This is a genomic window from Deinococcus maricopensis DSM 21211 (genome assembly GCF_000186385.1).
Lineage (GTDB): Bacteria > Deinococcota > Deinococci > Deinococcales > Deinococcaceae > Deinococcus_B > Deinococcus_B maricopensis.
The window spans coordinates 2,795,286-2,820,274 of record NC_014958.1; the positions used below are offsets into that span (position 1 = coordinate 2,795,286).

Consider the following 24,989-nt stretch of genomic DNA (forward strand, 5'->3'; position numbering starts at 1 on the left):
GCATGCCGTACGCTGGGCGCATGGTGAATCTGCTCGTCAAGGTGGGCGTGAACGCGCTCGCCCTGTGGCTCACGACGCTGCTGTACAGCGGGGTGTACTTCGCGCGCGGCGGGAACCCCTGGGACGCCCTCGTGGCCGGGCTGGTGCTCGGCCTCGTGAACGCCCTGATCCGTCCGGTGCTGCTGCTGCTCAGCCTGCCCGTGAACGTCCTGACGCTCGGGCTGTTCACGCTCGTCGTGAACGGCGTGGTCCTGATGATCGTCTCGGGCCTCACGAGCCTGGAGGTCCGTGGGTTCGGCGCGGCCGTGGTGGGCGCGCTGATCCTCGCGGTGATCAGCTGGGCGCTGGACCTGGTGCTGCACCGCCGCGAGGGCCACAAGTGATCAAGGTCACGACCGTGGCGGCCCTGCGTGAGGCGCTGGCGGGTGCGCGCCGCGTGGGGTTCGTGCCCACCATGGGCTACCTGCACGAGGGGCACGCGACGCTGGTGCGCCGCGCGCGGGCCGAGTCGGACCGCGTGGTGGTGAGCGTGTTCGTGAACCCGCGGCAGTTCGGTGCGAACGAGGACCTGAGCCGCTACCCGCGCGATCTGGAGCGCGACACGCAGGTGGCGGCAGAGGCGGGCGCGGACGTGCTGTTCGTGCCGGACGTGGGTGAGGTGTACCCCCACGGGTACGTCACGAACGTGCAGGTGGGCGGCGTGAGCGCCGGGTTCGAGGGCGCCAGCCGGCCCGGCCACTTCGATGGGGTGGCCACGGTGGTCCTGAAGCTCCTGAACATGGTGCAGCCCGCGCGTGCGTATTTCGGCGAGAAGGACTGGCAGCAGCTCGCGGTGGTGCGCCGTATGGTTCGGGACCTGAACGTCCCGGTGGAGATCGTGGGGGTGCCGACCGTGCGCGCGGCGTCCGGCCTGGCCCTGAGCAGCCGCAACAGCTACTTCACGGACGAGGGGCGCGCGCAGGCGACGGCGTTGTCCGCGGCGCTGCGGGCGGTGCAGGCGGCGTACGCGAGCGGCACCCGGGACGGGGACGCGCTGCGCGAAGTGGGCGCGGCCGCCCTGGCGCGCGAGGCGGCCTTCACGCTTGATTACCTGGACGTCGTGGACCCGGACCTGCAGCCTGTCGGTGCCGTTACAGAGGAGGTCGCCGTGGGCGCGCGGATCGTCGCGGCGGCGCGGATTCATGGGGTGCGCCTGATCGACAACCTTCCGCTCGTTCCGCAGGACTGAGCGCCCCGCCGGAGCGGCATGGCGTGTGAGGCATCTCACACGCCATGCCGCTCTGGTCACATCGCCGCGCAAAGACACAACGTACACTGAAGGCCGACTCATGACCCTCGATGAACTTCTGCGGCAGATGGTCGCCAAACGCGCCAGCGACGTCCACATCCAGGCGGGCAGCCCCCCCATGGCCCGCATTGACGGCGTGCTCGTGCCGTTCGGCACGGAGCCGCTCATGCCTCCCGACACGCAGGTGCTCGCGCAGGCGCTGCTCACCACCGACCAGTGGGACGACTTCGAGTACCGCAACGAACTGGACTGCGCGTACTCGCTGAGCGGCGTCGCACGCTTCCGCTGCAACGTCTTCCGGCAGCGCGGCGCGGTCGGCATCGTCATGCGCATCGTCTCGGACGTTATCCCCAGCTTCGAGGCGCTCGGCCTGCCCGTCGAGACCATGCAGCACCTCGCCAGCCACGCGCGCGGCCTGATCCTCGTGACCGGCCCGACCGGCAGCGGCAAGAGCACCACCCTCGCCAGCCTCGTGGACCACCTGAACCGGTCGTTCCCGTACAACATCATCACCGTCGAGGACCCCATCGAGATCCTGCACCGCAACCGCAAGAGCATCGTGGTGCAGCGCGAGGTCGGCAGCGACACCCGCGACTTCCGCAGCGCCCTGAAGTACGCCATGCGCCAGGACCCGGACGTCATCATGATCGGCGAGATGCGCGACAAGGAAACCGTCGAGGCGGCCCTGACCGCCGCGCAGACCGGCCACCTGGTGCTCAGCACGCTGCACACGCAGGACGCCGTGCGCACTGTGAACCGCATCATCGACTTCTTCCAGCCGCACGAACGCGACCAGGTGCGGACGCTGTTCGCGGACTCGCTGGTGGGCATCATCAGCCAGCGCCTGCTGCGCCGCGCCGACGGTGTCGGCCGCGTGCTCGGCACGGAACTGCTGCTGAACACGCCCCTGATTCAGGACTACATCAAGGACGAGGACAAGACGCCGCTCATCAAGGACGCCCTCCTCGAAGACAACGTGCGCGGCATGCACACCTTCGACCAGAAGCTGGTGGAGCACTACAAGCACGGCCTGATCTCGCTGGATGAGGCGCTGGACGCCGCGACCAGCCCGCACGAACTGCGCCTGATGATCACCCGGCAGGGCGTCAGCTTCTGAGGCGCAAGGGAGGGGGCGCCGCGGCGTCCCCTCGCAGCGAGACTCAGTCGACCAACTGGCCCCCTGAGCGGGGCCGCCCCAGGGTGGCCCCGCTGGGTTCATTTCAGACGGATCTTGCTCGCGTCGAACGTGGGGGGCGGGAACTGCGGATCGAGGTCCTCCAGCGTATCCACCAGCAACTGCGACACGACCAGGTTCCGGTACCACTTGTGGTCCGAGGGGATGACGTACCACGGCGCGCGTTTCGTGCCGCTGCGCTCAATGACCGTTTCGTACACGGCCGTGTACTTGTCCCACAGCTCGCGCTCCGCGAGGTCCGCCGGGTCGAACTTCCAGTGCTTCTGCGGGTCGTCCAGGCGCGCCTGCAGACGCTGCCGCTGCTCTTCCTTGCTGATGTGCAGGTACGCCTTCACGACGCGCGTGCCGCTGTCATGCAGCAGGGCCTCAAACGCCACGAGGTGCTCCAGGCGGCGCCGCGCGCCGCGGCCGTCCAGCAGGCCGTGCACGCGCGGCACCAGCACGTCCTCGTAGTGGCTGCGATTAAACACGCCGATGAACCCGGCGGGCGGCGTCTGCGCGTGCACGCGCCACAGGAAGTCATGCGCGCGCTCCTGCAGGGTGGGCGCCTTGAAGCTCGTCACGCGCACGCCCTGCGGGTTCACGCCCGCGAACACGTGCTTCACAGTGCCGTCCTTCCCGCCCGCATCCCGCGCCTGCAGGACCAGCAGCACGCTGCGTTTCCCCTCGGCGTACAGGCGTTCCTGCAGCTCCGCGAGGCGCGCACCCAGCGTGACCATGCGCGCCTCGGCGTCCGCGCGGGTCAGGCCGCCGTCCGCGTCCGTGGGAATGTCCGCGAGGCTCACCTTACCGCCCGTGAACCGGTACGCTTTCAGGTTCATGCCTCACCGCCCAGGTGCGTGCGCGCGGCGCGCAGGAAGGCGTCCACGTCGGGCGTCTGCCCCTGCGCGCGGTCCGGTCGGCCGCCGCCGCGCCCGCCGCTCGCGCCGAGCGCGACCTTGAGGGCCTGCCCGGCTTGCACGTCAGCACGGGCGCTGCCGACGCCCACCCGGCCGTCCGGCGCGAACGCCACGACGACCTCCTGCGCGGGCGTGGCCTCCAGCACGTCCGGCAGCAACCGCGCGTCCGGCAGCGCCACGAAACGCACCGGCGCCCCATTCAGCGACTCCGGCGTGACCTGAAGGGTCAGGGCCGCGGCCAGCTGCGTGCGGGCCTGCTTCAACTCTGCGCTCAGGGCGTCACGTTCGGCACGCAGGGCCTCCACGCGCTCACTCAGGCCCTCTACGCCCGTACTGAAGGTGCCGGCCAGCGCGCGCGCGTCGCGGTACACGCCGCCCAGGTACGCCTGCGCCTCCTCGCCGGCCATGAACACCACACGCGTCAGGCCGCCCCGCACGCGTTCCGTGCGCAGCACCACCACTGGCGCGACCACCGCCGCGCGCGGCACGTGCGTCCCCCCACACGCGCTCACGTCGAACAGCTCACCCGCTTCATCGCGGAACATCACCAGGCGCACGTCCCCGCGCACCTGCGGGGGCCGCCGCAGCGGGTACGACCCCAGTTCCGATTCCGGGACCGTCACCGTCTCCAGCCGCAGGTCCCGGCGGATCACCTCCCGCAGGAGCGCCTCGGCCGCGCGCACCTCCGCCTCGGTAGGATCGCCCTCCAGGTCCAGGGTGCACTCGGCACTGCGCATACTCACGGCCGCCACCCTCAACCGCGGGTGAATCCGCACGAACGCCTGCGCGAGCAGGTGCTCACCGCTGTGCCGCTCCATGTGCCGCCAGCGGCGCCCCGCCTCCACGCGGCCCATGACCGCCTCCCCCACCGCCGGCGCCGGGCCGTCCACGCGGTGCCACACCACGCCCGCTTCGCGCTGCACGTCCACGACGCGCACCTCACCGCCCGCCCACGCGAGCGTGCCCGCGTCCGCATTCTGCCCGCCACCCTCAGGGTAGAAGCACGTGCCGTCCAGCGCCACGGCGCCATCCCGCACCTCCATGACGCGCGCATCGAACGTCAGGCGCGTCGGGTCGTCCCGGAACCACAATTCCGTCGTCATGCCCCAGACTGTACCGGAAGGCCACCCACACAACCGCCGCGCCGTTCAGGCAGCCCCCAAGCGCCCGCCTACAGGTACGACAACGCCCAATCCGTCACGCCATGCGCCGCGCCGTTCCACGCGAGCGCCACCGGATCCGGCGCGCCGTCCCGCACCCACACGCCCCCGCCAGCCACCTCTCCGAACGCCTCCAGCGCGAACTTCGCAGGTGGGACCGGCACGGCCCGCACCACGCCGCCCTCCACGTCATACACAGCGCCGTACACCTGCCCCTTGCGGGCATCGAGCGACACCGCCACGCGCCCCTCATGCCCCCCCACGAGGGCTTCCAACGTGCTCACGCCCCGCACCGGCACGCCCCACGCGCGCGCCACGCCCAACGCGTAACTCGCGCCGACCCGCACGCCCGTGTACGACCCCGGGCCCGTCCCGATCACCACGCCGTCCGCGCGCATCGGCACGCCCGCCTCCTCGAACGCGGCCTGCACCGCCCCCGCCAGGCGCTCCGCGTGCGCGCGCTCCACGCGCTCCACCCGCGCCACCCGCACACCCTCACCAACCAGCGCCACCGCCAGGAACGGCGTGGCCGTCTCCACCGCCAGAATCACGACGCGAACCCCAGCAGCGCGTCCACACGCGCCTCCCAACCCGCCGGGAACACCGGAATGAACTCCTGCCCGTACACGCCCCACAACCGCGCGAACTCCGCATAACTCACGACCACGTTCGCACCATACAGGGGATCATCCAGGTAGAACACGCCGCGCGCATCGTCGTACCCGCGCACCACCCGGAAATGCGGAATGCCGCCCACGCGGTCCAGCCACTGCAGCACGATCACCGGCACACCCGCCGCCACCAGGCGCCGCAGGTGCTCGGCATTCCCCGCCCGGAAGCGCGCCGCGCGCAGCCCGTACTGCGCCACGAACGGCGCGATCACGTCCGCGCGCATGTACCCCCCTTGCGGACGCAACGCCCGCGCGACCGCCGCCTGATCCGCGCGCGTGCCGTAATACCCGAGCACGCTCACGATCGCTGCCGGCCCGCAATTGTTGTACGACTGCGCCACGTGCGTCAGCCCCCCCAGGTACGCCGACGCCGGACGCGCCTGCGCGCCCCCCAGCAGCAGCGCCGCGCACACCACCCAAACGCCCTTCACGCCCCCATTCTACCCCCCGGAGAGGGGATGGTCTGCTGGCGCCCGAACGCCCAGAATGAGAACGTGAAAAGGATTCAACGCGAGCAAGGCATCACTCTCGTGGCGACCGTGCTGCTCGTCATGGTGGTGTTCATCAGCCTGCTGCTGCTCACCACGAACGTCGTGTTGGGGTCACGCAAATCGACAGGTGACACCCGGCAGGGGTCCCGCGTGCAGTACGCCGCGGAATCTGCCGCGTCCGTGGCGCGCGCGCAGGTGGCGCAGGCCGCAACCCTTATTCAGGGAATGTACTTCCCCTATACAGTCGATCCCATCGAAGTGCAGAACACCCTCAAGACCAACCTCTGCGGCAGCGTAACTGCGCCGAGCGTGACCGCCCAGACGCCCAGCGCGGCCAACCGGGCGTCACAGCGCCCCACTCTTCCTGTGTTCTGTGATGTGAGCGGGTTGGCGTACAACCCCGCCTCCGGAAATGCCCCTGTTGATACGCCCGATGCGCGCCTCATTAAGAGCAAGCGCCAGGCGGCTTTCCTGGCATCGCTCATTCTGCCCAGCGCGGCCGGAACAACCATCCCTAACTATCTGAGTGCGCAGGTCGTGAGCGCGTCTGATGACGCGAACACCGTGCTGCAAAAAGCCGCGAAGTACTGGATGACGATGTTTTATGGGAAGGAACTGCGGACGTATGCAGGGAACTACCAGAACATCACTGTCGCTGACGTCAACGCCGCGCCGCCCATTACGCGGACGGTCACGGCGCAGGATGGGAGTACGGTCACGATGACCGTACGGGGCGCCACGCTCACGGATCTTCCGAACGCGGCCCTTCCCAACGATGACTCTGGCCTGTTCCGCATCCTGGATGTCCGCGAATCTGCTCCGAACAGCGGGAGCTTCATCCTGCGTTACGAGATCCTGCCTGCCGTGGCGACAGCCACCGTCACCAAAAACAATCAGGTGATTGCCCAGTCCACCATCGTCAGCAACCCTGTTTCCCTCCGTGATGTCGGTGAGATGCAGCTTGCGCAGGACTCGTTCTCGAAGTACGCCCTGTTCACCAACGTCCACCCCAGCACCATCAACTTCACGGGGACGACGCTGTTCGGTGGGCCAGTGCACACCAATCAGAATTTCCGGTTCACTGCCACGAACGGCGCGCAACCCTGGTTCGGCGGGAAGGTCACCTCTGCGGGGTGCACCTTCCAAAGCACCACCACCTCCAATCCCTGCGGGACGAAGACGTCCGGCGCATACTTCGGCTCCGCATCAGGCACCATCACCAGCCCGACGAACATGGGCGGGAACCCGCTGAAGCCCAGCGTGAACGGGAACGCGCCGGTCTTTGACGCCAAAGCACCTGCGGACCTCAAACCTGGCGAACCGCCTGTCGACTGGAACGCCGATTATGTCCAATTACCCAGCGGCTTCGATTACTGCCCGAACGGCCAACCGTACGATGCGACGTCCAACCCCTGCACGTCTACTCAACGTCAGTCGGAACAGCGCGTTGCTGGGTTCCAATCCGGCTTGTTCTTCTCAAGTAACCTTTACAGCCTGACCCTCAAGCAGGACAACAGCACAGGCACGAACTATCAGACGGTCACGTCCTGCACGACTTCCACCACCTGTACGTTCTACCGCTACGGCGAGGACAACCAGATGCAGATCAAGGTCGGCACCTCCTGGGTGAACGCGTTCAAGGCCAGCAACGGTCAGTGGTACGCCGCGAATGCCACACTGCCCAGCGGTGTCACCCTGAGTACCAATTCCACCTTCAATGGCGTCGTCTATGGCGACGGCAGCATTGACCGGCTGACGAACGGCGGCAGTGGAACGGCCATTGCACGTTTCGCCCAACTGACCGTGGCCGGCAAGGGACAGATCCGGATCACCGGCAACCTCACTTATGAAGATCCGCCCTGCAGCGGCACCAACGTGCGCACTTCGAACACGACCGTGACCCCCGCGCCATGCAACAACCAAGCCGCGCAGAACGTCCTTGGGGTGTACTCCGTCACCGACGACGTTCTGATTGGCAACAACAACACGGACACGTCGCTGAACGCTCCCAACGACGTCAACATCCATGCCTCCATCATGTCTGGCACGGGCACCATCGCCGTTGAGAACTACAGCGCAGGTTCGGCACGTGGCGCCGTCAACCTGATCGGCGGCCTGATTGAAAACACGTACGGTGCCTTCGGGACGTTTAACTCCAGCACCGGCGTGAACCAGACCGGCTACACCCGTAACTTCGTTTACGACAAACGCCTCGGTGGCAAGACGCGTCCACCAAAATTCCCCCGCAAGAAGACCCCCTGGGACGTTGATGATACAGATATCAATCTGCCGCTGGCCGTCTTCGGCGGTGTCACACAGCGCGTGGGCAACCCATGAACACCCACCGGACCCAAGGGTTTACGCTGCAGGAACTCCTGATCGTGATGTTCATCGTCGGCATCATCGCCACGCTCACTCTGGGAAGCATGCAGCGCCTGAACCGCACCACTCAGCTCCGCGCGGCAGCGACGCAGTTCGCCAGTGACCTCAACCGCATCCGGAGCGCCGCCACCACCCAGAACCAGAACACCTCCCTGACCCTGAACAGCACCGGCACGGCTTACACAATGCAGTTCGCCGGACAGACCCAGACCGTCAATCTGCCGAGCGGGTTCACCGTTCAGGGTGTACAGGACAGCAGTGGAAGCTGGGTGGCTGCCGCCTCCAGCCAATGGAAAGTCGCCTATAGTGCCCCTTACGGTGAAGTCGACGCCACATCGAACGGATTTCAGTTTCAGGCCACCAGCAACGACCTCACGCCCCGGATTGTCCGCGTGGTTGGCGTGACCGGGAAGGTGCTGAATGGTGAATAAGCGAGATGATGGCTTCACCCTGACAGAAGCGCTGATTGCCATGGCGTTATTCGCGATTCTGATTACGGCCGTCGTGGCTCCCCTCACCAGCTTGTTCCGTGTCCAGAGGGATAGCAACTCGACGCTCAGTGCCACCACAAGCGCGCAGAGCACGCTGGAAGCGATCAGAGACAACTGGACGCCGCAAACCTATGGGCAGAATCTCGATACAGATCCCGCGGTCACGGCCTACACCGCAGCAAGCACTGGCGTGACTATTCCCAGTGGCCTGACCTATACGTGCCGCAATCTCGACAACAACGGTGCTGATACCGCACCCTGCAGCGGCAACGAGACCCCTCAACCTGCAGCGCGCCGCATCCGGCTCCAGAAGACCAACGCACAGAACGTCGTGGACGTCGATGTCTTCCTTGACATCATCTCTCCGTCCACCCGGTGACTCCTATGCAGACGCCTACCCGCACCGCTGGCCTGACCCTTATTGAACTGCTGATCACGCTCGGTATCGTCGGCATGATCCTCAACGTGGTCTTTTTACTGCTCAACCAGGGAATCGGGAGCAGCAACAATCTCGTCGCCCGCGCAGGGATGGTCCAAGACGCTCAGGTGGTGCAGCGCCTGCTCGCAGGACGCCTGAACGAGGCCATCTATGTCTACGGCTATAACGCAGCTGGCAGCGCCGCTTCCAACAGCTTCGCTTTCGGTTCAGGCGTGACCGTCAACGCGGTCGGGTACCGCGGGACCGGCGGGAGCGCTTGGGCGCTTCAGACAGATCCGATCCTGGCCATGATTCTCCCACCCAAAACCCCCGGAGGGGAATGCGTTCAGGACGCCAACACAACGGTAAACCCCGATGGCAGCGATGGGTGCTTCCGCTTCTTCGCGTACTACCCTCTGAAGCGCAACACACTCACGAGTGCCACCCTGAGCCCATCAAACAAGCCTGATATGGACCCTGCCAACGATAACCGCTGGGTCCTTATGGAATACCGGCGCAACCTGTACTGCAGTGGCGTGAATTGGCGGCCCAGCTATAACACGGATGGCAGCTTCAACGCGTCTCTGCTTCCGCCCCGAAGTGGCTGCATTGAAGCGGCAGGGGTTTCCGCCCGTCTGCTGGCGGACTTCGTGCGTCCCAGCGACAACCCGACCACCGGTGGATTTGATGTGGTCGTCAATACGGCGCAGAAGGACGTGAGCTTCACGCTCGCGTTCGAGCGGGCCAGTGGCAGCAGCACGCTGGAGCTGCCGTCCTCGTCCGGGGCGACGCTGCAGTCGTACATCACGACGGTCCGACCGAAGAACTGGTTCTGATCGACCAGAGAGGCGCGCCGAGCTGAGTACTCGGCGCGCCTCTCTGGTTTTTGGCGTTGCCGGGTGGGGTGGTCAGGGGGTTCAGCGTTGAAGGCGTGACCTCAGGGTGCGCTGTGGGGTGTCTCGTGTTGTCCCTGGAGGAACTGGCGGGCGTGCAGTTCGGCGTAGAGGCCACCCTGGGCGAGGAGTTCGGTGTGGGTGCCGTGTTCGGCGATGCGGCCGGCGTTCAGGACGATGATGCGGTGGGCGTGGCGGATGGTGCTGAGGCGGTGCGCGATGACGAGGGTGGTGCGGCCGGTCATGAGGCGTGCGAGGGCGGTCTGGACGAGGTGTTCGCTTTCACTGTCGAGGGCGCTGGTGGCTTCGTCGAGGATGAGGACGCGGGGGTCTTTGAGGAGGGCGCGGGCGATGGCGAGGCGTTGGCGTTGCCCGCCGCTGAGTTTGATGCCGCGTTCGCCGACGGGGGTGTCGTAGCCGTCGGGGAGGGCGGTGATGAAGTCGTGGGCGTTGGCGGCGCGCGCGGCGGCGTGGATGTCGGTGTCGGTGGCGTCGGGGCGGCCGTAGCGGAGGTTGTCGCGGACGGTGCCGCTGAACAGCAGGGTGTCCTGGGGGACGAGGCCGATGTGGGCGCGCAGGTCGCGGAGGGTGTGGTGGCGGAGGTCGGTGCCGTCGAGGGTGACGCGGCCGCTGGTGGGGTCGTGGAAGCGGGGGACGAGGCTGACGAGGGTGCTTTTACCGGCGCCGCTGGGGCCGACGATGGCGATGATGTGGCCGGCGGGGACATCGAGGGTGAGGTCGTGGAGGGTGGGGGCGTGGCCGGGGTAGGCGAAGGTGACGTGCTCGAAGCGGAGGTGGCCGGCGGGGTGGTTGAGGGGGGTGGGGGTGGGGGATTCGGGGAGGGTGGGGGGTTCGTCGAGGAGGTCGAAGATGCGGGCGGACGCGCCGAGGGCTTCCATGACCTGGGTGTAGAGGCCGGTGAGGGCGCCGACGCTGCCGCCGACGGTGACGGCGTAGAAGAGGAAGCTGACGAGGGTGCCGGGGGTGAGGTCGCCGTTCAGGACGAGGCGGCCGCCGTACCAGAGGACGAGCGCGAGGGAGCCGAAGGTCAGGAAGCTCATGGTGCCGGCGAGGGTGGCGTTGAGGCGGGCGCGGTGCAGGGCGGCGTTGAGGGCGGCGTGGACGCCGTGGGCGTAGCGGCGCGTTTCGGTGGGCTCGGCGGTGAAGGATTGGACGGTGCGGACGCCGGCGAGGGCTTCTTCGGCGTGGGCGTTGGCGTCGGCGACGCGGTCCTGGACGTCGCGGCTGATGGCGCGGACGCGGGCGCCGACGGTGAAGGCGGTGCCGAGGACGATGGGGATGATGGCGAGGGTGAGGAGGCTGAGGCGGGCGCTGGTGAGGAACAGCAGGATGAGCGCGCCGATAAGGGCGACGGTCTGGCTGAGGAGCTGGGCGACGGCGTTGCTGCTGACGGTCTGGAGGGTGGCGGCGTCGGCGGTCAGGCGGGAGGTGAGTTCGCCGGTGCGGCGCGTTTCGAAGAAGGCGGGGCTGAGGGTGAGGAGGTGCGTGAAGAGGGCGCGGCGGACGTCGGCGACGACGCTGACGCCGACGCGGGCGAGCAGGTAGCTTTGCGTGGCGGCGAAGGTGGCGGCGAGGGCGAAGACGCCGAGGAGGCGCAGGACCATCGCGTCGAGGGGGGCGGTGTCGGTGCTGCCGACGCGCAGGAAGGACGCGTCGATGAGGTGGCCGAACAGGCGGGGGAAGATGAGGTTCAGGCCGCTGCCGATGAGGGTGCAGGTGACGCCGGTGGCGAGGAGGGCGCGGTAGGGGCGTACGTAGGTCCACAGGCGCCGGAGGGGGGTGAGGTCGCGGGGGGGTGGGGCGCGCATGCGCCCAGCATAGGCTCAGGGGTGCAGCGCGGCGGCGAGGGCGGCGTGCAGGTCGTGGGGGTTGGCGTGGTCAGGCAGGGCGGCGACCTGGCCGTCGCCGAGCTCCACGACGCGCCAGGTACGTTGTCGTGACGGGTGGCGTCGAGGGTGAAGAAGGGGCTGGGGATGCGCGCGGCGATGGCGTTCGGCTGCGCCTCGGGGAGGGGGGCGCCTGCGGGGTTGCGGGTCCCTCAGTCGTCGCTGGTGAGGGCGGGCCCTGGATGGAGAAGAGGCGAATTTCGCGGGTGAGGGGTCGGCCGCTTTGCGGGTGCGTGCCGATGCGTTCGAACGGTTCGAAGGCGCGCAGCACGATGCTGCCGGTGAGGTTCGGGCCCTGGCGCTCCGCGAAAGTGCGGATGACGTTCAGGGCGCGCGGTCGCTCGCGTCGGGGATGAAGCAGGCGTCGGTCCATTCGTGCCTGCGGGATTTCACGTCGTCCTTGACGATGATGGGCGCGGCGCCGAAGTGCGTGAGGGCGGCGTGGACGCCGGGCCAGTCGACGGCTTGCCTGTGGAGGGGGATGACCCGCGTGGCGGGGGTGTGGTCGGTGATGAGCGGCAGGTGGTGCGTGAGGCGTACGCGGCGGGTGAGGTGAGCGGCGTGTACCCGCAGTCCATGAGGGCGGCGTGCAGGCGTGCGTAGGCGGGGGTGGGCAGCATCCAGGTGCGCAGTGCGGGCCTCTCCCCTGCGCGGAGGGTGGGGAGGAACCGCAGGGCGCTGTGCACGTCGCCGCTCAGCAGGGCTTCGTCGTCGAGCGGGCGACGCGTTCGCCGTGGTGGCGGGCGGCATAGGTGGGGTCGAGGTCGCGGCTGAACGGCACGGCGGGCATCAGGATCATGCGGGGGTGTCCTGCGCCGGGAAGAGGTTGCCGGGCGCGAGCAGTCCGCGCGGGTCGAGGGCGCGTTTGATGGCGCGCATGTCGTCGATGGCGGCGTCGCCGTAGAACGCGCGCAGGAGTGCCTGTTTGACCTTGTGTTTGCCGACGCCGTGCTCGCTGAGGGGCGCGCCGCCCAGTTCGGTGGCTTTGTGCGCGGCGGCCTGCATCAGTTCGTACGCCACCGGGACGTCCTGCGGGCCGCGGGGGAGGAGGTTTGGGTGGAGGTTGCCGTCGCTGAGGTGGCCCCAGATGAGGACGTCCAGGCCTTGTTCGGCGAAGCCGGCACGGACGAACGCGAGCCATTCGGGGAGGCGGTCGAAGGGGACGATGGTGTCGCCGCCGACCTTGGTGGCGCCGGCCTCGCCGACGCGGCGGTTCGCGCCTTCGGGAACGGCTTCGCGCAGGCGCAGCAGGTCTGCCGCGAACGGGTCGCCGGGCAGGGCGATCTGCGCGTCGTCGAAGGCGTCGTGTTCGAGGAGCAGGTGCACGAGGCGCGTGAGGGGGTGGTCGGGGGCGTCGTCGTCGAAGGCGGCGTCGAGCGCGGCGGCGTACGCTTCGCGGGAGGCGGGGGGCACGTCGAGCTGGACGATGAGGGCGTACCCGGCGCGCGCGGGGACGTGGCGGGTGTGGCCGTCCTCGCGCAGCAGCTGCAGGCAGCGCGCGTCGAGGCTTTCGACGGCAGCAACGTCCAGGCCGTTCGGGTCGCCGCTGGCCCAGGTGGCGCGGCTCGCGTCGCGCAGCGCGCCGGTGAGGGCGAGGGCGGCGGTCTCGTCGCGCAGGGGGAGCCAGAGCGTGAAGGTCGCGCGTTTCGGGAGGGTCCGGAGGCGCACCTGCGTGATGATGCCGAGGGTGCCTTCCGCGCCGATGAACAGGTCCACGAGGTCCATGTGGGGGCGGGCGTGGTAGCCGCCGGCGATTTTCGGGAGGTCGGGCGTGCGGTAGGCGGGGAGGGGCACGTGGCGCGCTCCGCCCGGGCCGTCAATGAGGAAGCTGTCGTGGTCGGCGCTGACCTGGCCGCGTTGCAGGTCGAGGACGTCGCCGTCCGCGAGGACGACGGTGAGGCCCTGCACCCACGCGCGGGTCGGGCCGTACTTGAAGGTGGCGGCGCCGGCGGCGTTGTTTGCGGTGACGCCGCCGACGGTGGCGCCCAGCCAGGTGGGCGTGGCGGGGTAGTCGCGGCCGTGGTCGTGCAGGAAGGCGAGCAGGTCGGTGAGGGGAACGCCGGCGCCGGCGGTGACGGTGCCGTCCTCGTGGAGGGTGAGGCCCGTGAAGTGGTCCATGCGGGCGATGATCTGGCCACTGGCGCTGGCGCCGCCGGTGAGGCTGCTCTGCGCGCCGACGGCGAGGACGGGCCGACCGAGGGTGAGGAGGTGCGCGAGGTCCGCTTCGGTGCGGGGGCGGGCGACGGCGAACGGGGTGCTGCCGAGGTGCGCGGCGTCCTTGCTGGCGCCCGCGAGGGCGATGGGGTCCGTGTCGAGGGTGACAGTGGCGGCGCCGTCGGCGGGGCGGGTGGGGGCGCGGTTCGTCATCGCTGCGAGTGTACTGAAGCGCGCGTGGACGCGCGGGCAGCCCGTCTCGGCAAGTGCCGGGGCCGCTCAGGGGTGCGCGCGGACGTTGAGCGTGAGGGGGCCGCTGAGGTGGACGGCGCGCGTGGCGCTGCATTCGCTGCGGGCGTCACGGTGGCGCAGGAGCGGCCAGACGCTGAGGGCGGCGCGGCCGGCGACGTCACTCAGGGGGACGGGGCCGAACGCGCGCGAGTCGACGCTGCCGCCGGGGGAGCGGTTGTCGCCGAGGACGTACACCGTGCCGGGCGGAACGGTGAGCGTTTCGGTGCCGTGGCCTTCGCCGAGGACGCGGGGGTCGTGGGCGAGGTTCGCGGTGGTGCTGGCGGTGTCCCAGCAGCCCTGGGCGCGCCAGTACGCGGTGGTGTCGGCGTCGCGGGGGACGGGCTGGCCGTTGACGGTGACGACGCCGGCGTGGATGCGGACGTGGTCGCCGGGCAGCGCGACGACGCGTTTGATGAGGTACGGGCGGTACGCCCAGGGAAGGGGGAGGCCGCGCCACGTGCGCGTCCATTCGGCGTCGGCGTCGCGTGGGGGTTTGAAGACGATGACGTCGCCGCGGGCGTACGTGCCGAGTCCGAGGCGGTGCGCCCAGCCTTCGTATTTGGGGATGATCACGAATTCGCCGTGGCGGAGGTTCGGCAGCATGCTGACGCCGTCGACGCGCAGGCCGGTGGCGGCGGCCTGCGTGAACAGGACGACGATCAGGACGCTGCCGAGCCAGGAGTTCCAGAAGGCGTGCAGGCGCCGGTTCATCGGAGGAGGCCCTGGGCGGCGGTGGCGTAGGCGGCGCCGCCCAGGGTGGCGGCGAGCAGCAGGGCGGTGAGGGTGGCGCGCAGGGGGCGCTGGTGGGGGCGGGCGGCGGCGTGGACGGCTTGGGGCGGGCCGAAGTCGTGCAGGGCGGCGGTCCACGCGTCGTGTTCGCTGAGGCCGCGGACGCGGTGGTCGAGCATGGCCTGGTGGAGGTTGGCGTGCAGTTCGGCGCGCAGGCGGGCGTGGCGGGGGCCGGGGGCGGCGCGGTGCAGGTAGGCGGTGACGGGTTCGGGGAGGGGCATGCGGGTCAGCTCCAGAGGGCGCGCAGGGCGGCGTGGAAGGTGTCGTACGCGCTGCGTTTGCGGTGCAGTTCGGCGCGGCCGGCGTCGGTGAGGGTGTAGTAGCGGACGCTGGGGCCGCCGCGTGGGGGCTGGCGTTCCTGGCTTTGAATCCAGCCGTGTTTTTCGAGGCGGTGCAGGGCGGGGTACAGGCTGCCGGCGTTGAGCTGGAAGTAGCCGTCGGTGCGGGTGTTGGCTTCCTTGCTGATGTCGAGGCCGTAGCGTTCGCCGCCTTCCAGGATGCTGAGCAGTACGAGGTCGAGGTTGCCGCGGACGAGGGTCGGGTCCATGGAGAGCTCCTTCGAGTATCAGCTTTCTATATCGGGTTGTGATAATCAAGCGGAAAAGATGAGAGCGGCCCCGCAGGACCGCTCACTCCTCGCCGCGCCTAGCCGCGCGCCGGAATGCGCAGGCGCTGCCCGGCCTGAATGCGGTCCGGGTCGCTGATGTTGTTCGCGTGCGCGATCTGCCGGTACGCATTCGCGTCGCCGTAATACCGCAGCGCAATGGCGCTGAGCGTATCGCCCGCCTTCACGGTATACACGACGCCTTCCTCGTCCCGCTCGCGCGCCAGTTCCCGGACCTGCGCCACAGCCCGCAGGCCACTCACGTCCACGGCCTCCACGCCGCTCACCGCGCGCACCAGCTTCTCCGCCAGGCGCACCTCATGGTCATTGTCCACGGCGCCCCGCAGGATGATCGTCGAACCCCTCTGCAGCACGTCAACCGGGTTGTCCTTCAACTCCGCGTTCGCGCGGAGGGCCGCGTGCGCCGCCTTCGCCAGGCGGCTGCTGCCCTCCACCTCCCCCGCATCCAGCGGCAGGATGCCGGCGTTTCCCAGGTCCACGGTCGACAGGGTGGGCGCCGGAGCGTCCGGCTCGGCCGCTGGCGTCGCCGGGCCCGACGGCGCCTGCGGGGCGGCCGCGCGGGCCGTCACGCCGCTCGTGTCGACGCTCTTGATGCCGTCAATGCCTTCCGCAATCAGCTTCAGCAGGTTGATGACCGCCGGCTGGCTGACCTCGCCGCTGTACACGGCCGTGCCGCCCTGCACCTTGACCTGCACCGCCTCACGCGCGGTCACGTGATTCGCCTGCAACGCCTCCTTGAGGCGGTCCTCGCTCGATTTCCCAAAAGGCCACATGCGCCCACGCTAGGGGTCAGCCCTGCGGGGCGCATGTGACGCGCGGCAAGAGCCGTTCAGGAACCGCTGCGGGCGGCGCTCACCGGCCGCGCCACACGGGCGGACGCTTTTCGAGGAAGGCGCGCATGCCCTCGCGCTGATCCTCGGTGGAGAACAGCAGGTAGAAGTTGTGCCGCTCCAACTCCAGGCCGACTTCCAGGGTGGTGTCGAAGGCGCGCAGGACACTGGTCTTGGCAAGGCGCACGGCGATGGGCGCGCGCGACGCGACGCTCCGCGCGACGCGCAGCGCTTCGTCCATCAGCGCCTCGGCGGGCACGACGCGGCTCACGAGGCCGGCGCGCAGGGCCTCGTCGGCGCTGAGGCGGCGGTCCGTGAGGATCATTTCCATGGCGAGGCTCTTGCCGACGGCGCGCACGAGGCGTTGCGTGCCGCCCGCGCCGGGAATGATGCCGAGGTTGATTTCCGGCTGGCCGAACGTGGCGTTCTCGGCGGCGATGAGGACGTCGCACAGCATGGCGAGTTCGTTGCCGCCGCCCAGGCAGAACCCGGCGACCGCGCCGATGATCGGCGTGCGGACGCGGCGCAGCTCCTCCCACTGGCTGAAGCGGCGGTCGGCGAGCATGTCCGGCGCGGCCTTGCCGCTCATCTCGGCGATGTCCGAGCCGGCCGCGAACGCCCGCTCGCTGCCGGTCAGGACGATGGCGCGCACCTCCGCGTCGTTGTCGAACGTCTGCATGGCGTGCAGCACTTCGGTGATGGTGGCCTGGTTCAGGGCATTCAGGACTTTCGGGCGGTTCAGGCGGATCAGCCCGACGCCGCCTTCGGCACGCTCGACGAGGATGTTCTCGTACGTGGGTTCTGCGGTCATGCGCGCATCATGACGCGCGCCGCGCCGGAACGCCAAACGAGCGTTCGGCCAGCCGGAACGTCGCGGGACAGGCCCACGCGGCAGGTTGATGCCCGGGGCGGGGACGGCCGGGACGTGCAGGTGAACGGCGGGGGGCGCGTATGGTACAACGCGGCGATGGCACAACCTGAGAGTCTGTACGGGCTGCTGTTCCCCAGCGACCCGCAAGTCAGCCCGGACGGGCAGCGCGCCGCGTTCGTCCTTACCGACGTGCATGACACCGGCACCAAGGAACGCCCGGCCATGCGTTACCGCGCTCGCCTGCACCTCGCGGACGGGCACGGCACGCGGCCCCTCACGTTCGGCGACACGGACCGCGCGCCCCGCTGGTCCCCGGACGGGACGACCCTGGCGTTCCTGCGCGGGCAGCCTGCGCAGCTGCATCTGCTGCCCCTGGCGGGCGGCGAGGCGGAAAAGGTCACGGACCTGCCGGGCAGTGTCGGCGACGCGCAGTGGAGCCCGGACGGCGAGCACCTCGCCTTCCTGAGCGGCGCGGGGCGGGACGAACACGCGGACGATGAGGCGCGCGTGGCGGAGCGGCTGTCGTACCGTTTCAACGGCCTGGGGTGGCGCACGGACGTGTGCCGCGCCGTGCACGTCCTGAACGTCCGCACGCGCGAGGTGCGGACGCTGCACATGCCGCCGTTCGAGGTGCGGGACTTCGCGTGGTGGCCGGACGGTCGGGGGCTGCTGCTCGCCACCGCCAGCGACGAGGCGCAGGACGCGCGCGGCCACGCGGACCTCGTGACGGTCACGCTGGACGGCACGCCCGGTGAGACAGTCGCGTGGGGCGGCAGTGTGGGAGCGCTCGCGCCGCACGCGGACGGACGCATCCTGCTGCTGGGCCGCCCCGGTGAGCGCGGCTTCGTGACGGACCCGCACCTGCACCTGTACGAGGACGGCGCGTGGCGCGCGGTGGACGCGCACACCGACCGGCCCGCCGGGAACCTCGTGGGCGGCGACAGCCATGTCGGCGCCATGCCCGGCCGGCCCGCGTGGCTGGACGCGCACACCGTGGCGTTCCTGCAGACGCGCGGCGGGGCCTGCGGCGTCGCGCAGCTCGACGTGCGCAGCGGCGCGATCACGGACCGGGTGTTCCACGCGGAACGCGTCGTCGCGGGCTTCACAGCGAACGCGAACGGAATCGCGCACCTTGACGAGAGCGCCTCGGACTTCCCGGAGGTCGTGCTGAACGGTCAGCGGGTCACGCAGAACGCCGCGCGTCTCGGCGACCTCTCCCCCGTCGCCCCGGCGCGCGTGACCTTCGGGACTGACCTCGGCGAGGGCGAAGGCTGGGTGCTGTCGAGCGGCAACGGCCCGCAACCGGCGCTGCTCAGCATTCATGGCGGCCCTCACACCGCGTACGGGCACGCGTTCATGCATGAATTCCAGGTGTTCGCGGCGCGCGGGTACGCCGTGTGCTACAGCAACCCGCGCGGGTCCGTGGGGTACGGGCAGGCGTTCGTGGATGACCACCACGGCCGCTGGGGCACCGTGGACGCTGCGGACCTCCTGGCGTTCTTCGACGCGTGCCTCGCACGCTTCCCGCACCTCGACCGCGCGCGGACCGGCGTGATGGGCGGCAGCTACGGTGGGTTCATGACCAACTGGCTCACCAGTCAGACGGACCGCTTCCACGTGGCCGTCACGGACCGCTGCATCAGCAACCTCATCAGCTTCCAGGGCACCAGCGACATCGGCCCGTGGTTCTGGCAGGCGGAACTCGGCCTGGACGCCCACACGGCCGCCGACGTTGACCGCCTCTGGCAGATGAGCCCCCTCAAGCACGCCGGGAACGTCCGCACGCCCACGCTGATCATTCATGCAGAAGAGGACCATCGCTGCCCTGTCGAGCAGGGGGAGCAGTGGTTCACGGCCTTGAAGGCGCGCGGGGTGCCCGTGCGGTTCGTGCGTTTCCCCGGCGAGGACCACGAGCTGTCCCGTTCGGGCCGCCCGGACCGGCGCGTGCGGCGCCTCCACGAGTACCTCCGCTGGCTGCACACGTACGTGCCGGCCGGCGCGGACGCCGAACCTGTCGGCGCCTGAGGCCCTGCTGGTCGCGCTGGACGTGGACTACCGCGTTCAGGGCGCGTCGGCGGCGGGCGTCGTGTTCCGGCACTGGACGGACGCGGCGCCCGCGCGGACGTGCGGCGCGTGGGTGGCGCAGGTGGAACCCTACGAGCCGGGCGCGTTCTTCCGGCGGGAACTGCCGTGCCTGCTCGCCGTGCTGGCGGAGGTGCAGGCGCCGCTCCGCACGGTCATCGTGGACGGGTACGTCTGGCTGGGCGAGGGTGAGCCCGGCCTGGGCGCGCACCTGCACCGCGCGCTCGGCGGGCAGGTGCCCGTGGTGGGCGTGGCGAAGAAGCCCTTCCGGGCAGCGCCCGCCGTTCCGGTCGTGCGGGGCGGCAGCCAGCAGCCGCTGTTCGTGACGGCCATCGGCACGGATACCCAGGCAGCGGCAGCGCAGGTGGCGGCCATGCACGGCCCGCACCGCCTGCCCACCCTGCTCAAGCTCGCGGACCGCGCCTGCCGGGACGCCCCCACGCCCTGAAGCCGGGCGCTGGAGGCGTGCGGACCGGCGCTCGTCACTGGCGCGGCGGTGACGCCCGGCGGCTCGTTCATGGCCAACGCCGCAAGGACCATGGAGGGTTGCTCAAGAACCCGCTCACGTTCCTGTGCGACAGTACCGTATGATCCGCGCGCCTACCATCCTCCTGGTTGAGGACTATCCGCTGGACGTCATGATGTTCGAGGAGGCCCTGCGTATCGCCGGCCTGAGCGTCGACCTGAAAATCGCCCGCGACGGTGAAGAAGCGCAGCAGTTCATCGCCGCGGGCAGCGTCCCTGACCTGATCGTGCTCGACCTGAACCTGCCCCGCATGGACGGCTTCGAACTGCTGCAGGAATGGAAGAGCCGCACGCCCACGCGCACCATCCCCATCGCGGTCCTGTCCACCTCGGAAGCGGACGCGGACGTGCAGCGCGCCTACGACCTGCAGGCGAACGTGTACATGGTCAAACCCACCGGCCACCAGCAACTGCACGACATGGCCGACGCCCTCAAACGCTTCTGGTTCCAGGTCGTCAAACTGCCGAACCAGCTCGGCCCGTACGCCGCGTTCTCGCAGTAGCCGCGCGTGAACCGTGTGAACGCCCAGAGCGTCCCCTCACGGGCGGCGCGGACGGACTCCGTATGCTGCCAGAATGCTGCACCCCACCGCTGACCTGAACCTTCGTCTGCAGGCGGTCACTGAAGCGCTCGCTTCCGCCCAGACGGAAGCGGCGGTGTTCGATGTCATCCTCCACCCCGCTGTCGACGCCCTGGGCGCCGCCGCCGGCACGGTCCTGCTCCGTCAGGCCGGCCAGCCGGAGCTGCACCGCGCGGCGAGCGCCGGGTACCCGGCGCTCGCCGCGTCCATCTGGCAGGGCGCGCTGGTCGGCGACGACGGCCCCGCCGCCGACGCGCTCGCGCGCCGCACGCCGCTGTTCTTCGAGCAGGACCGGGCGCTCGCGCGCGCCTACCCGGCTGTGGAGGCGCGCACCGGCACGACCGCGCCCATCGCGGCCACGGCGGGCCTGCCGATGTTCCTCGACGATCACCCCCTGGGCGTACTGGTCCTCGATTTCAGCGAGCCGCACACCTTCACCGCCGAGGAGCGCAGCTTCCTGCGGATCCTCGCGGCGCAGGGCGCCATCGCGTTCGGGCGGGCGCAGCTGCTGCGGAGCCTGGAAGCGCAGGTGGCGCACCGCACGGCCGCGCACGCCGTGGAGCGCCTGCGTGCCGACACCCTCGCGCTGCTGGGCGACGCGCTCATGACCGCCGCGACGCCCGCGCAGGTGGGCCGCGCGACCCTGCAGCAGCTCGGGCCGGCGCTGCGCGCCAGCGGCATGATGATGGTGGAACTGCACGGCGAGCAGATCAGCGCGCCGGTGTGGTGGGGGGAGGTGCCCGCCCCGCTCGCGGGGCTGCTCACCGCGGACGGGCTGCCCCTGGCGGCCCTGCCGGTCCTGCAGCACGCCCGTGAGGAACGCGTCGGCTGCTACCTGCCGGACGACGCGCTGCCTCCCACCCTCACGCCGCGCCTGAGCACCCTCGCGGTCGGCGTGGAGCACACGGCCCTGCCGGACGGCACGCCCGGCGGATTCCTGATCACGTGGCGCCCGCGCGCGCTGGGCGCCTGGACGCCCGGGGAGCGGGGCGTGCTGCGCCGCGCCGCGGCCACGCTCGGACTGGCGCTGGAACGCACGCACACCGCCGAGGCGCTGCACGCCCGCTCGCTCGAAGTGGAACGGCAGAACACCGCCCTTGAAGACCGCGCGCAGGCCCTGCACGCCGCGAACGCCGAACTGGACGCCTTCGCCCTCACCGTCGCCCATGACCTGCGCAGCCCGGTGCGGCACATCATCAACTTCCTCGGGCTGCTGCGCAGCACGCTGGACACCACGGCCACCCCGAGGTCCACGCGGTACCTGGACGTCATCGAGGAAGCCGCGGAGCGCATGCGCACCCTGATTGAGGCGCTGCTGGCCTTCTCGCGCACGGCGCAGCAGCCGCTGCACCTGACGCCCGTCGACCTGGACGCCCTCGTGACGGCCACCCGCGTGGACCTCGCGCCGGAACTCGCCGGGCGGGACGTGACGTGGACCGTGAACGCCCTGCCGAGCGTCATGGCTGACCAGGACCTGCTGCGGCAGGTGATGACGAACCTGCTCTCAAACGCCGTGAAGTACACGCGTGGCACGCCAGACGCCCAGATCGAGGTGCGCGCGGAGGCGCGCGGCGCGGAGTGGGCGGTGACCGTGCGGGACAACGGTGCGGGGTTCGACCCGGCGTACGCGGAGCGCCTGTTCGGGGCGTTCCAGCGGCTGCACCGCCAGGACGAGTTCGAGGGGACGGGGGTGGGCCTCGCGAACGTCCGCCGGATCGTGGAGCGGCACGGCGGGCACGTGTGGGCGCAGGGCCGGGCCGGCGAGGGAGCGACCTTCGGGTTCAGCCTGCCGCGCCACTGACGCGGCGCTCTCCGCGTCCCTGCGGGGGTGCCGGGCGCATTCACCTTCGCGCCGGGCGTTCCGCTTGGGCGGCCACCATTGAGGGCCCAGGGTCCGCCGCCCTCATGTACGGACCCTGAGCGCGTGCACGTCGACTCCCGGCACCCCGCCTCCTTCGCCGGGTCGCCGCGCCCGGCGGTCAAAAGCACCCTCTGTTCCGCTGTGCGTCCCGCCACGTCAGTACAATCCCCGTATGTTGTTTCTTTCGGTGTTGCTCGTGGCCCTGGGATTCGCGGTGGGCGCGCTGCCGCTCGGGTACTGGCTGCTCAGCAACCTCGGCGTAAACGTGCGCCTCGTGAGCGCGCACAACCTCGGCGTGGAAAACGTCCTGCGGCGCGCCGGAACGGGCCCGGCCGTTGCGAGCGCCGCACTGGACGCCTCGAAGGGGTTCCTGGCGGTCCTGATGGCGTCCAGCCTGGGCAGCGTCAGCGTGTGCGTCCTCGCGGGCGTCGCCGCGTACGTCGGCCACCTGTTCCCGCCGCGCGCGCTGGTCGGCAGCACGCCGCCGCGCGGGCGGGGGAACCTCGTGCTGCTCGGCGTCCTCACCGGCCTCAGCGTGGCGGGCGGCGTGAGCGCGTGGCTGACCCTGCCGGCGCTGATCGTGTGGGCGGGCGTGCTGGGCTTCACGGGATTCGTGAGCGTCGCGACGCTGTCGGGCGTGGCGGTGCTGGCGGTCCTGCTGAGCTTGTCGGGCACGCCGGACGCCGTGAAGTTCGGCGCGTGGGCGCTCCTCGCGGTGAGCACGTGGCGCTTCAAGGAGAACATCGGGCGGGTGCTGGACGGCACCGAGCCGCGCGTGGGCGAGGACGTCCCCATGGCCGGGAAGCGTGACGACGTCGTCGTGGCGGCGTTCATGATTCACCCGATGACCCTCAAGGACTTCTGGCAGACGAAGCGGTTCTCGTGGATGCGTCCACTCGTGGAGCGCGGCGTGATCACCGAAGGGACCGTGCGGCGCCTCGCGGCGGAACTGCGCCCCATGAAGGTCGGGGAGTTGCGCGGCATTCGCACGGCGGGCGGCAAGGAGGTCCGCTGCTACCTGCTGTCCAGTCCGCTGCTCCCGGACGTCTTCCGTGACCAGCCGGAGCTCGCCACGCGCCGCGCCATCGAGGGCGCGCAGCTCGCGCGGGAGCTGGGCGCGTCCGTGTTCGGCCTGGGCGCGTTCTGGAGCGTCGTCGGGAACAAAGGCGAGGCGGTGCAGGCGGCCGTGCCGGAAATCACCATCACGAACGGCGGCGCGTACACCAGCGGCACCATCAAGGCCGCCATCCCGGGGATTCTGGAGCACTTCCAGGCCGAAGGGCGGGACCTGCGGGAGGCGACCGCCGCGGTGGTCGGCGCGAACGGCGTCGTGGCGTTTGGGATCGCGCGCACCATCGCGCCGCAGGTCCGCCGGGTCATCATGGTGGGCCGGGACCTGGAACGCCTGGAGCGCAGCGCGAACACGCTGCGCCGCGCCGCGAAGGACACGGAGATCATCACGACCGTGAACGTCGCGGACATCCGCGACGCGGACCTCGTGTTCACGGCGACCAGCGACCCGAACCCGGTGATCTTCGCGCAGCACGTGAAGCCGGGCGCGTGGCTGTTCGACGAGGGCCGCCCGGCCGACGTGGACGAGGGCGTGACGCAGGTGCCGGGCGTGCGCGTCATCCCGGGCGGCGTGGTGCGCCCGCCGGGCAACATGCAGACGCGCGTGGACCTGCAGTTCGGCGAGGGGCAGGTGCCGGCGTGCCTCGCGGAGACGCTGATCATCGCCGCGACCGGCGAGTATGACCGCAAGAGCCTGGGCGCGCAGACCAAAACGGAGAACATCAACTTTTTCGTGGAGGAAGCGGAGCGCCTCGGGTTCCAGGTGGTCGACTGAGGCGCCACAGCGCGGGGCGGCGGGCAGGTCCCGCCGCCCCGCGCTGTGGTGGGCCGTTCGTCCACATGCCGGGGGCGCGCGCCGCTGCTACACTCGGCTGGTGAGAACGTATCAGGTGGATGTGGGCGGCGTGCGCCGCGACCTGCCCATTGTGGAAGTGTCGCCGGGCGTGAGCGTCGCCCTGTTCAACATGCTCGGGGACACTGAAGTGACCGAGTCGGCGGGCGTGGCGCTCGCCCGCAAGCTTCCCGCGGACGTGGACGTGCTGGTCACGCCCGAAGTGAAGGCGCTCAGCCTCGCGCACGTCATCAGCCGCGAGACCGGCAAGCCGTACATCGTCGTCCGCAAGACGCAGAAGCCGTACATGGTGGAACCCGTCGCGCGCGAGGTCGTGAGCATCACGACCGGGAAGCCGCAGCTGCTGGTTCTCGACGGCCTCGACGTGCAGAAGATCCGCGGCAAGAAGGTCGCCATCGTGGACGACGTCGTGTCGAGCGGCGGGACGCTGCGCAGCCTGAATGAGATCATCGCCGGCGTCGGCGGGGAGCTCGCGGCGGTCGTGGCGGTGTTCACGGAAGGTCAGGAGCGCGACGACGTGATTGCGCTCGGGCACCTGCCGCTGTTCAAGTAAGGTGCGCTGCGCGGGCCGGCGTCCTCGGGGCGCCGGCCCGGCGCGTTGGTGCTGGCGGGAAGGTTGCGCGCGGGTCGGCGGGTGGTCTTGACGGGCGGCGGACGCGGA

At 70.1% G+C, this 24,989-nt stretch carries 24 protein-coding genes; 13 read left to right on the forward strand and 11 right to left on the reverse strand.

Going from position 1 to position 24,989, the window contains the following annotated elements; translation table 11 throughout:
* Positions 1 to 20 precede the first annotated feature (20 nt).
* From DEIMA_RS18440 to DEIMA_RS13105, 3 genes are all read left to right on the forward strand, one after another.
* Positions 21 to 383 (forward strand): phage holin family protein, encoded by a 363-nt coding sequence (locus DEIMA_RS18440; RefSeq protein WP_043816753.1) that lies wholly within the window; start codon positions 21 to 23, stop codon positions 381 to 383.
* Positions 380 to 1,228: a pantoate--beta-alanine ligase gene (panC, locus tag DEIMA_RS18445; RefSeq protein ID WP_013557746.1), complete on the forward strand. Its 849-nt coding sequence runs from the start codon at positions 380 to 382 to the stop codon at positions 1,226 to 1,228. Before DEIMA_RS18440 ends, panC begins: the two co-directional genes overlap by 4 nt.
* 100 nt (positions 1,229 to 1,328) lie before the next feature.
* Complete coding sequence (locus DEIMA_RS13105; protein WP_013557747.1) at positions 1,329 to 2,405, forward strand: PilT/PilU family type 4a pilus ATPase; 1,077 nt, start codon at positions 1,329 to 1,331, stop codon at positions 2,403 to 2,405.
* A gap of 98 nt (positions 2,406 to 2,503) precedes the next feature.
* Here DEIMA_RS13105 and DEIMA_RS13110 read toward each other — a convergent pair whose 3' ends face one another.
* From DEIMA_RS13110 to DEIMA_RS13125, 4 genes are all read right to left on the reverse strand, one after another.
* On the reverse strand, positions 2,504 to 3,304 hold the full coding sequence (locus tag DEIMA_RS13110) for a polyphosphate kinase 2 family protein (protein ID WP_013557748.1): 801 nt from the start codon (positions 3,302 to 3,304) through the stop codon (positions 2,504 to 2,506).
* Complete coding sequence (locus tag DEIMA_RS13115; protein ID WP_013557749.1) at positions 3,301 to 4,485, reverse strand: alanine--tRNA ligase-related protein; 1,185 nt, start codon at positions 4,483 to 4,485, stop codon at positions 3,301 to 3,303. Before DEIMA_RS13115 ends, DEIMA_RS13110 begins: the two co-directional genes overlap by 4 nt.
* A gap of 68 nt (positions 4,486 to 4,553) precedes the next feature.
* Positions 4,554 to 5,093 (reverse strand): tRNA (adenosine(37)-N6)-threonylcarbamoyltransferase complex dimerization subunit type 1 TsaB, encoded by a 540-nt coding sequence (gene tsaB, locus DEIMA_RS13120; protein ID WP_013557750.1) that lies wholly within the window; start codon positions 5,091 to 5,093, stop codon positions 4,554 to 4,556.
* The gene (locus DEIMA_RS13125) at positions 5,090 to 5,644 is read right to left on the reverse strand and encodes a C39 family peptidase (protein ID WP_043816757.1); all 555 of its coding nucleotides are present in this window, start codon (positions 5,642 to 5,644) and stop codon (positions 5,090 to 5,092) included. Before DEIMA_RS13125 ends, tsaB begins: the two co-directional genes overlap by 4 nt.
* 63 nt (positions 5,645 to 5,707) lie before the next feature.
* Here DEIMA_RS13125 and DEIMA_RS13130 point away from each other — a divergent pair, with 63 nt between their 5' ends.
* The 4 genes from DEIMA_RS13130 to DEIMA_RS13145 are packed head-to-tail and all read left to right on the forward strand — an operon-like array spanning position 5,708 to position 9,831.
* On the forward strand, positions 5,708 to 8,041 hold the full coding sequence (locus DEIMA_RS13130) for a DUF4900 domain-containing protein (RefSeq protein ID WP_169311942.1): 2,334 nt from the start codon (positions 5,708 to 5,710) through the stop codon (positions 8,039 to 8,041).
* Positions 8,038 to 8,517, forward strand: coding sequence for a type II secretion system protein (locus DEIMA_RS13135; protein WP_013557753.1), 480 nt, complete (start codon positions 8,038 to 8,040; stop codon positions 8,515 to 8,517). The genes DEIMA_RS13130 and DEIMA_RS13135 overlap by 4 nt, the downstream gene beginning before the upstream one ends.
* The gene (locus DEIMA_RS13140) at positions 8,507 to 8,956 is read left to right on the forward strand and encodes a type IV pilus modification PilV family protein (RefSeq protein ID WP_013557754.1); all 450 of its coding nucleotides are present in this window, start codon (positions 8,507 to 8,509) and stop codon (positions 8,954 to 8,956) included. Before DEIMA_RS13135 ends, DEIMA_RS13140 begins: the two co-directional genes overlap by 11 nt.
* Before the next feature lie 5 nt (positions 8,957 to 8,961).
* Positions 8,962 to 9,831, forward strand: a complete 870-nt coding sequence (locus tag DEIMA_RS13145; RefSeq protein WP_013557755.1) for a hypothetical protein — start codon at positions 8,962 to 8,964, stop codon at positions 9,829 to 9,831.
* A gap of 101 nt (positions 9,832 to 9,932) precedes the next feature.
* Here the strand turns inward: DEIMA_RS13145 and DEIMA_RS13150 are convergent, their stop codons facing one another.
* From DEIMA_RS13150 to DEIMA_RS13185, 7 genes are all read right to left on the reverse strand, one after another.
* Positions 9,933 to 11,717, reverse strand: a complete 1,785-nt coding sequence (locus tag DEIMA_RS13150; protein ID WP_013557756.1) for an ABC transporter ATP-binding protein — start codon at positions 11,715 to 11,717, stop codon at positions 9,933 to 9,935.
* Positions 11,718 to 12,590: 873 nt separating this feature from the next.
* Entirely contained in the window at positions 12,591 to 14,162 is a 1,572-nt protein-coding gene (locus DEIMA_RS13160) for an FAD-binding oxidoreductase (protein ID WP_013557758.1), read from the reverse strand.
* Positions 14,163 to 14,228: 66 nt separating this feature from the next.
* Entirely contained in the window at positions 14,229 to 14,951 is a 723-nt protein-coding gene (gene lepB / locus DEIMA_RS13165) for a signal peptidase I (RefSeq protein ID WP_013557759.1), read from the reverse strand.
* Positions 14,948 to 15,250: a permease prefix domain 1-containing protein gene (locus DEIMA_RS13170; RefSeq protein ID WP_013557760.1), complete on the reverse strand. Its 303-nt coding sequence runs from the start codon at positions 15,248 to 15,250 to the stop codon at positions 14,948 to 14,950. Before DEIMA_RS13170 ends, lepB begins: the two co-directional genes overlap by 4 nt.
* Positions 15,251 to 15,255: 5 nt before the next feature.
* Entirely contained in the window at positions 15,256 to 15,576 is a 321-nt protein-coding gene (locus DEIMA_RS13175; RefSeq protein ID WP_013557761.1) for a PadR family transcriptional regulator, read from the reverse strand.
* Between the two features lie 98 nt (positions 15,577 to 15,674).
* Entirely contained in the window at positions 15,675 to 16,427 is a 753-nt protein-coding gene (locus DEIMA_RS18880) for a LysM peptidoglycan-binding domain-containing protein (protein WP_013557762.1), read from the reverse strand.
* Positions 16,428 to 16,506: 79 nt separating this feature from the next.
* A complete protein-coding gene (locus DEIMA_RS13185; protein WP_013557763.1) occupies positions 16,507 to 17,295 on the reverse strand; it encodes an enoyl-CoA hydratase-related protein in 789 nt (262 codons plus the stop codon).
* Between the two features lie 156 nt (positions 17,296 to 17,451).
* On the opposite strand from DEIMA_RS13185, the gene DEIMA_RS13190 reads away from it, so the two are divergent.
* The 6 genes from DEIMA_RS13190 (at position 17,452) to DEIMA_RS13215 (ending at position 24,881) form a co-directional block, all read left to right on the forward strand.
* On the forward strand, positions 17,452 to 19,380 hold the full coding sequence (locus tag DEIMA_RS13190; protein ID WP_043816762.1) for a S9 family peptidase: 1,929 nt from the start codon (positions 17,452 to 17,454) through the stop codon (positions 19,378 to 19,380).
* Between the two features lie 7 nt (positions 19,381 to 19,387).
* Positions 19,388 to 19,885: an endonuclease V gene (locus DEIMA_RS13195; RefSeq protein WP_280985086.1), complete on the forward strand. Its 498-nt coding sequence runs from the start codon at positions 19,388 to 19,390 to the stop codon at positions 19,883 to 19,885.
* Between the two features lie 139 nt (positions 19,886 to 20,024).
* A complete protein-coding gene (locus tag DEIMA_RS13200; protein WP_013557766.1) occupies positions 20,025 to 20,465 on the forward strand; it encodes a response regulator in 441 nt (146 codons plus the stop codon).
* Positions 20,466 to 20,538: 73 nt separating this feature from the next.
* A complete protein-coding gene (locus DEIMA_RS13205) occupies positions 20,539 to 22,344 on the forward strand; it encodes an ATP-binding protein (protein WP_013557767.1) in 1,806 nt (601 codons plus the stop codon).
* Between the two features lie 232 nt (positions 22,345 to 22,576).
* Positions 22,577 to 24,250: a glycerol-3-phosphate acyltransferase gene (locus DEIMA_RS13210; protein WP_013557768.1), complete on the forward strand. Its 1,674-nt coding sequence runs from the start codon at positions 22,577 to 22,579 to the stop codon at positions 24,248 to 24,250.
* Positions 24,251 to 24,350: 100 nt separating this feature from the next.
* On the forward strand, positions 24,351 to 24,881 hold the full coding sequence (locus DEIMA_RS13215; RefSeq protein WP_043816764.1) for a phosphoribosyltransferase family protein: 531 nt from the start codon (positions 24,351 to 24,353) through the stop codon (positions 24,879 to 24,881).
* Positions 24,882 to 24,989: the final 108 nt, after the last annotated feature.

Excerpts from the sequence above, each read along its gene's own strand:
- DEIMA_RS18440 (WP_043816753.1), top strand. The coding sequence starts at position 21 with ATGGTGAATCTGCTCGTCAAGGTGGGCGTGAACGCGCTCGCCCTGTGG.
- DEIMA_RS13105 (WP_013557747.1), top strand. The coding sequence starts at position 1,329 with ATGACCCTCGATGAACTTCTGCGGCAGATGGTCGCCAAACGCGCCAGC.
- DEIMA_RS13110 (WP_013557748.1), bottom strand. The coding sequence starts at position 3,304 with ATGAACCTGAAAGCGTACCGGTTCACGGGCGGTAAGGTGAGCCTCGCG.
- DEIMA_RS13115 (WP_013557749.1), bottom strand. The coding sequence starts at position 4,485 with ATGACGACGGAATTGTGGTTCCGGGACGACCCGACGCGCCTGACGTTC.
- DEIMA_RS13135 (WP_013557753.1), top strand. The coding sequence starts at position 8,038 with ATGAACACCCACCGGACCCAAGGGTTTACGCTGCAGGAACTCCTGATC.
- DEIMA_RS13140 (WP_013557754.1), top strand. The coding sequence starts at position 8,507 with ATGGTGAATAAGCGAGATGATGGCTTCACCCTGACAGAAGCGCTGATT.
- DEIMA_RS13145 (WP_013557755.1), top strand. The coding sequence starts at position 8,962 with ATGCAGACGCCTACCCGCACCGCTGGCCTGACCCTTATTGAACTGCTG.
- DEIMA_RS13150 (WP_013557756.1), bottom strand. The coding sequence starts at position 11,717 with ATGCGCGCCCCACCCCCCCGCGACCTCACCCCCCTCCGGCGCCTGTGG.
- DEIMA_RS13160 (WP_013557758.1), bottom strand. The coding sequence starts at position 14,162 with ATGACGAACCGCGCCCCCACCCGCCCCGCCGACGGCGCCGCCACTGTC.
- lepB (WP_013557759.1), bottom strand. The coding sequence starts at position 14,951 with ATGAACCGGCGCCTGCACGCCTTCTGGAACTCCTGGCTCGGCAGCGTC.
- DEIMA_RS13170 (WP_013557760.1), bottom strand. The coding sequence starts at position 15,250 with ATGCCCCTCCCCGAACCCGTCACCGCCTACCTGCACCGCGCCGCCCCC.
- DEIMA_RS13175 (WP_013557761.1), bottom strand. The coding sequence starts at position 15,576 with ATGGACCCGACCCTCGTCCGCGGCAACCTCGACCTCGTACTGCTCAGC.
- DEIMA_RS18880 (WP_013557762.1), bottom strand. The coding sequence starts at position 16,427 with ATGTGGCCTTTTGGGAAATCGAGCGAGGACCGCCTCAAGGAGGCGTTG.
- DEIMA_RS13185 (WP_013557763.1), bottom strand. The coding sequence starts at position 17,295 with ATGACCGCAGAACCCACGTACGAGAACATCCTCGTCGAGCGTGCCGAA.
- DEIMA_RS13190 (WP_043816762.1), top strand. The coding sequence starts at position 17,452 with ATGGCACAACCTGAGAGTCTGTACGGGCTGCTGTTCCCCAGCGACCCG.
- DEIMA_RS13200 (WP_013557766.1), top strand. The coding sequence starts at position 20,025 with ATGATCCGCGCGCCTACCATCCTCCTGGTTGAGGACTATCCGCTGGAC.
- DEIMA_RS13205 (WP_013557767.1), top strand. The coding sequence starts at position 20,539 with ATGCTGCACCCCACCGCTGACCTGAACCTTCGTCTGCAGGCGGTCACT.
- DEIMA_RS13210 (WP_013557768.1), top strand. The coding sequence starts at position 22,577 with ATGTTGTTTCTTTCGGTGTTGCTCGTGGCCCTGGGATTCGCGGTGGGC.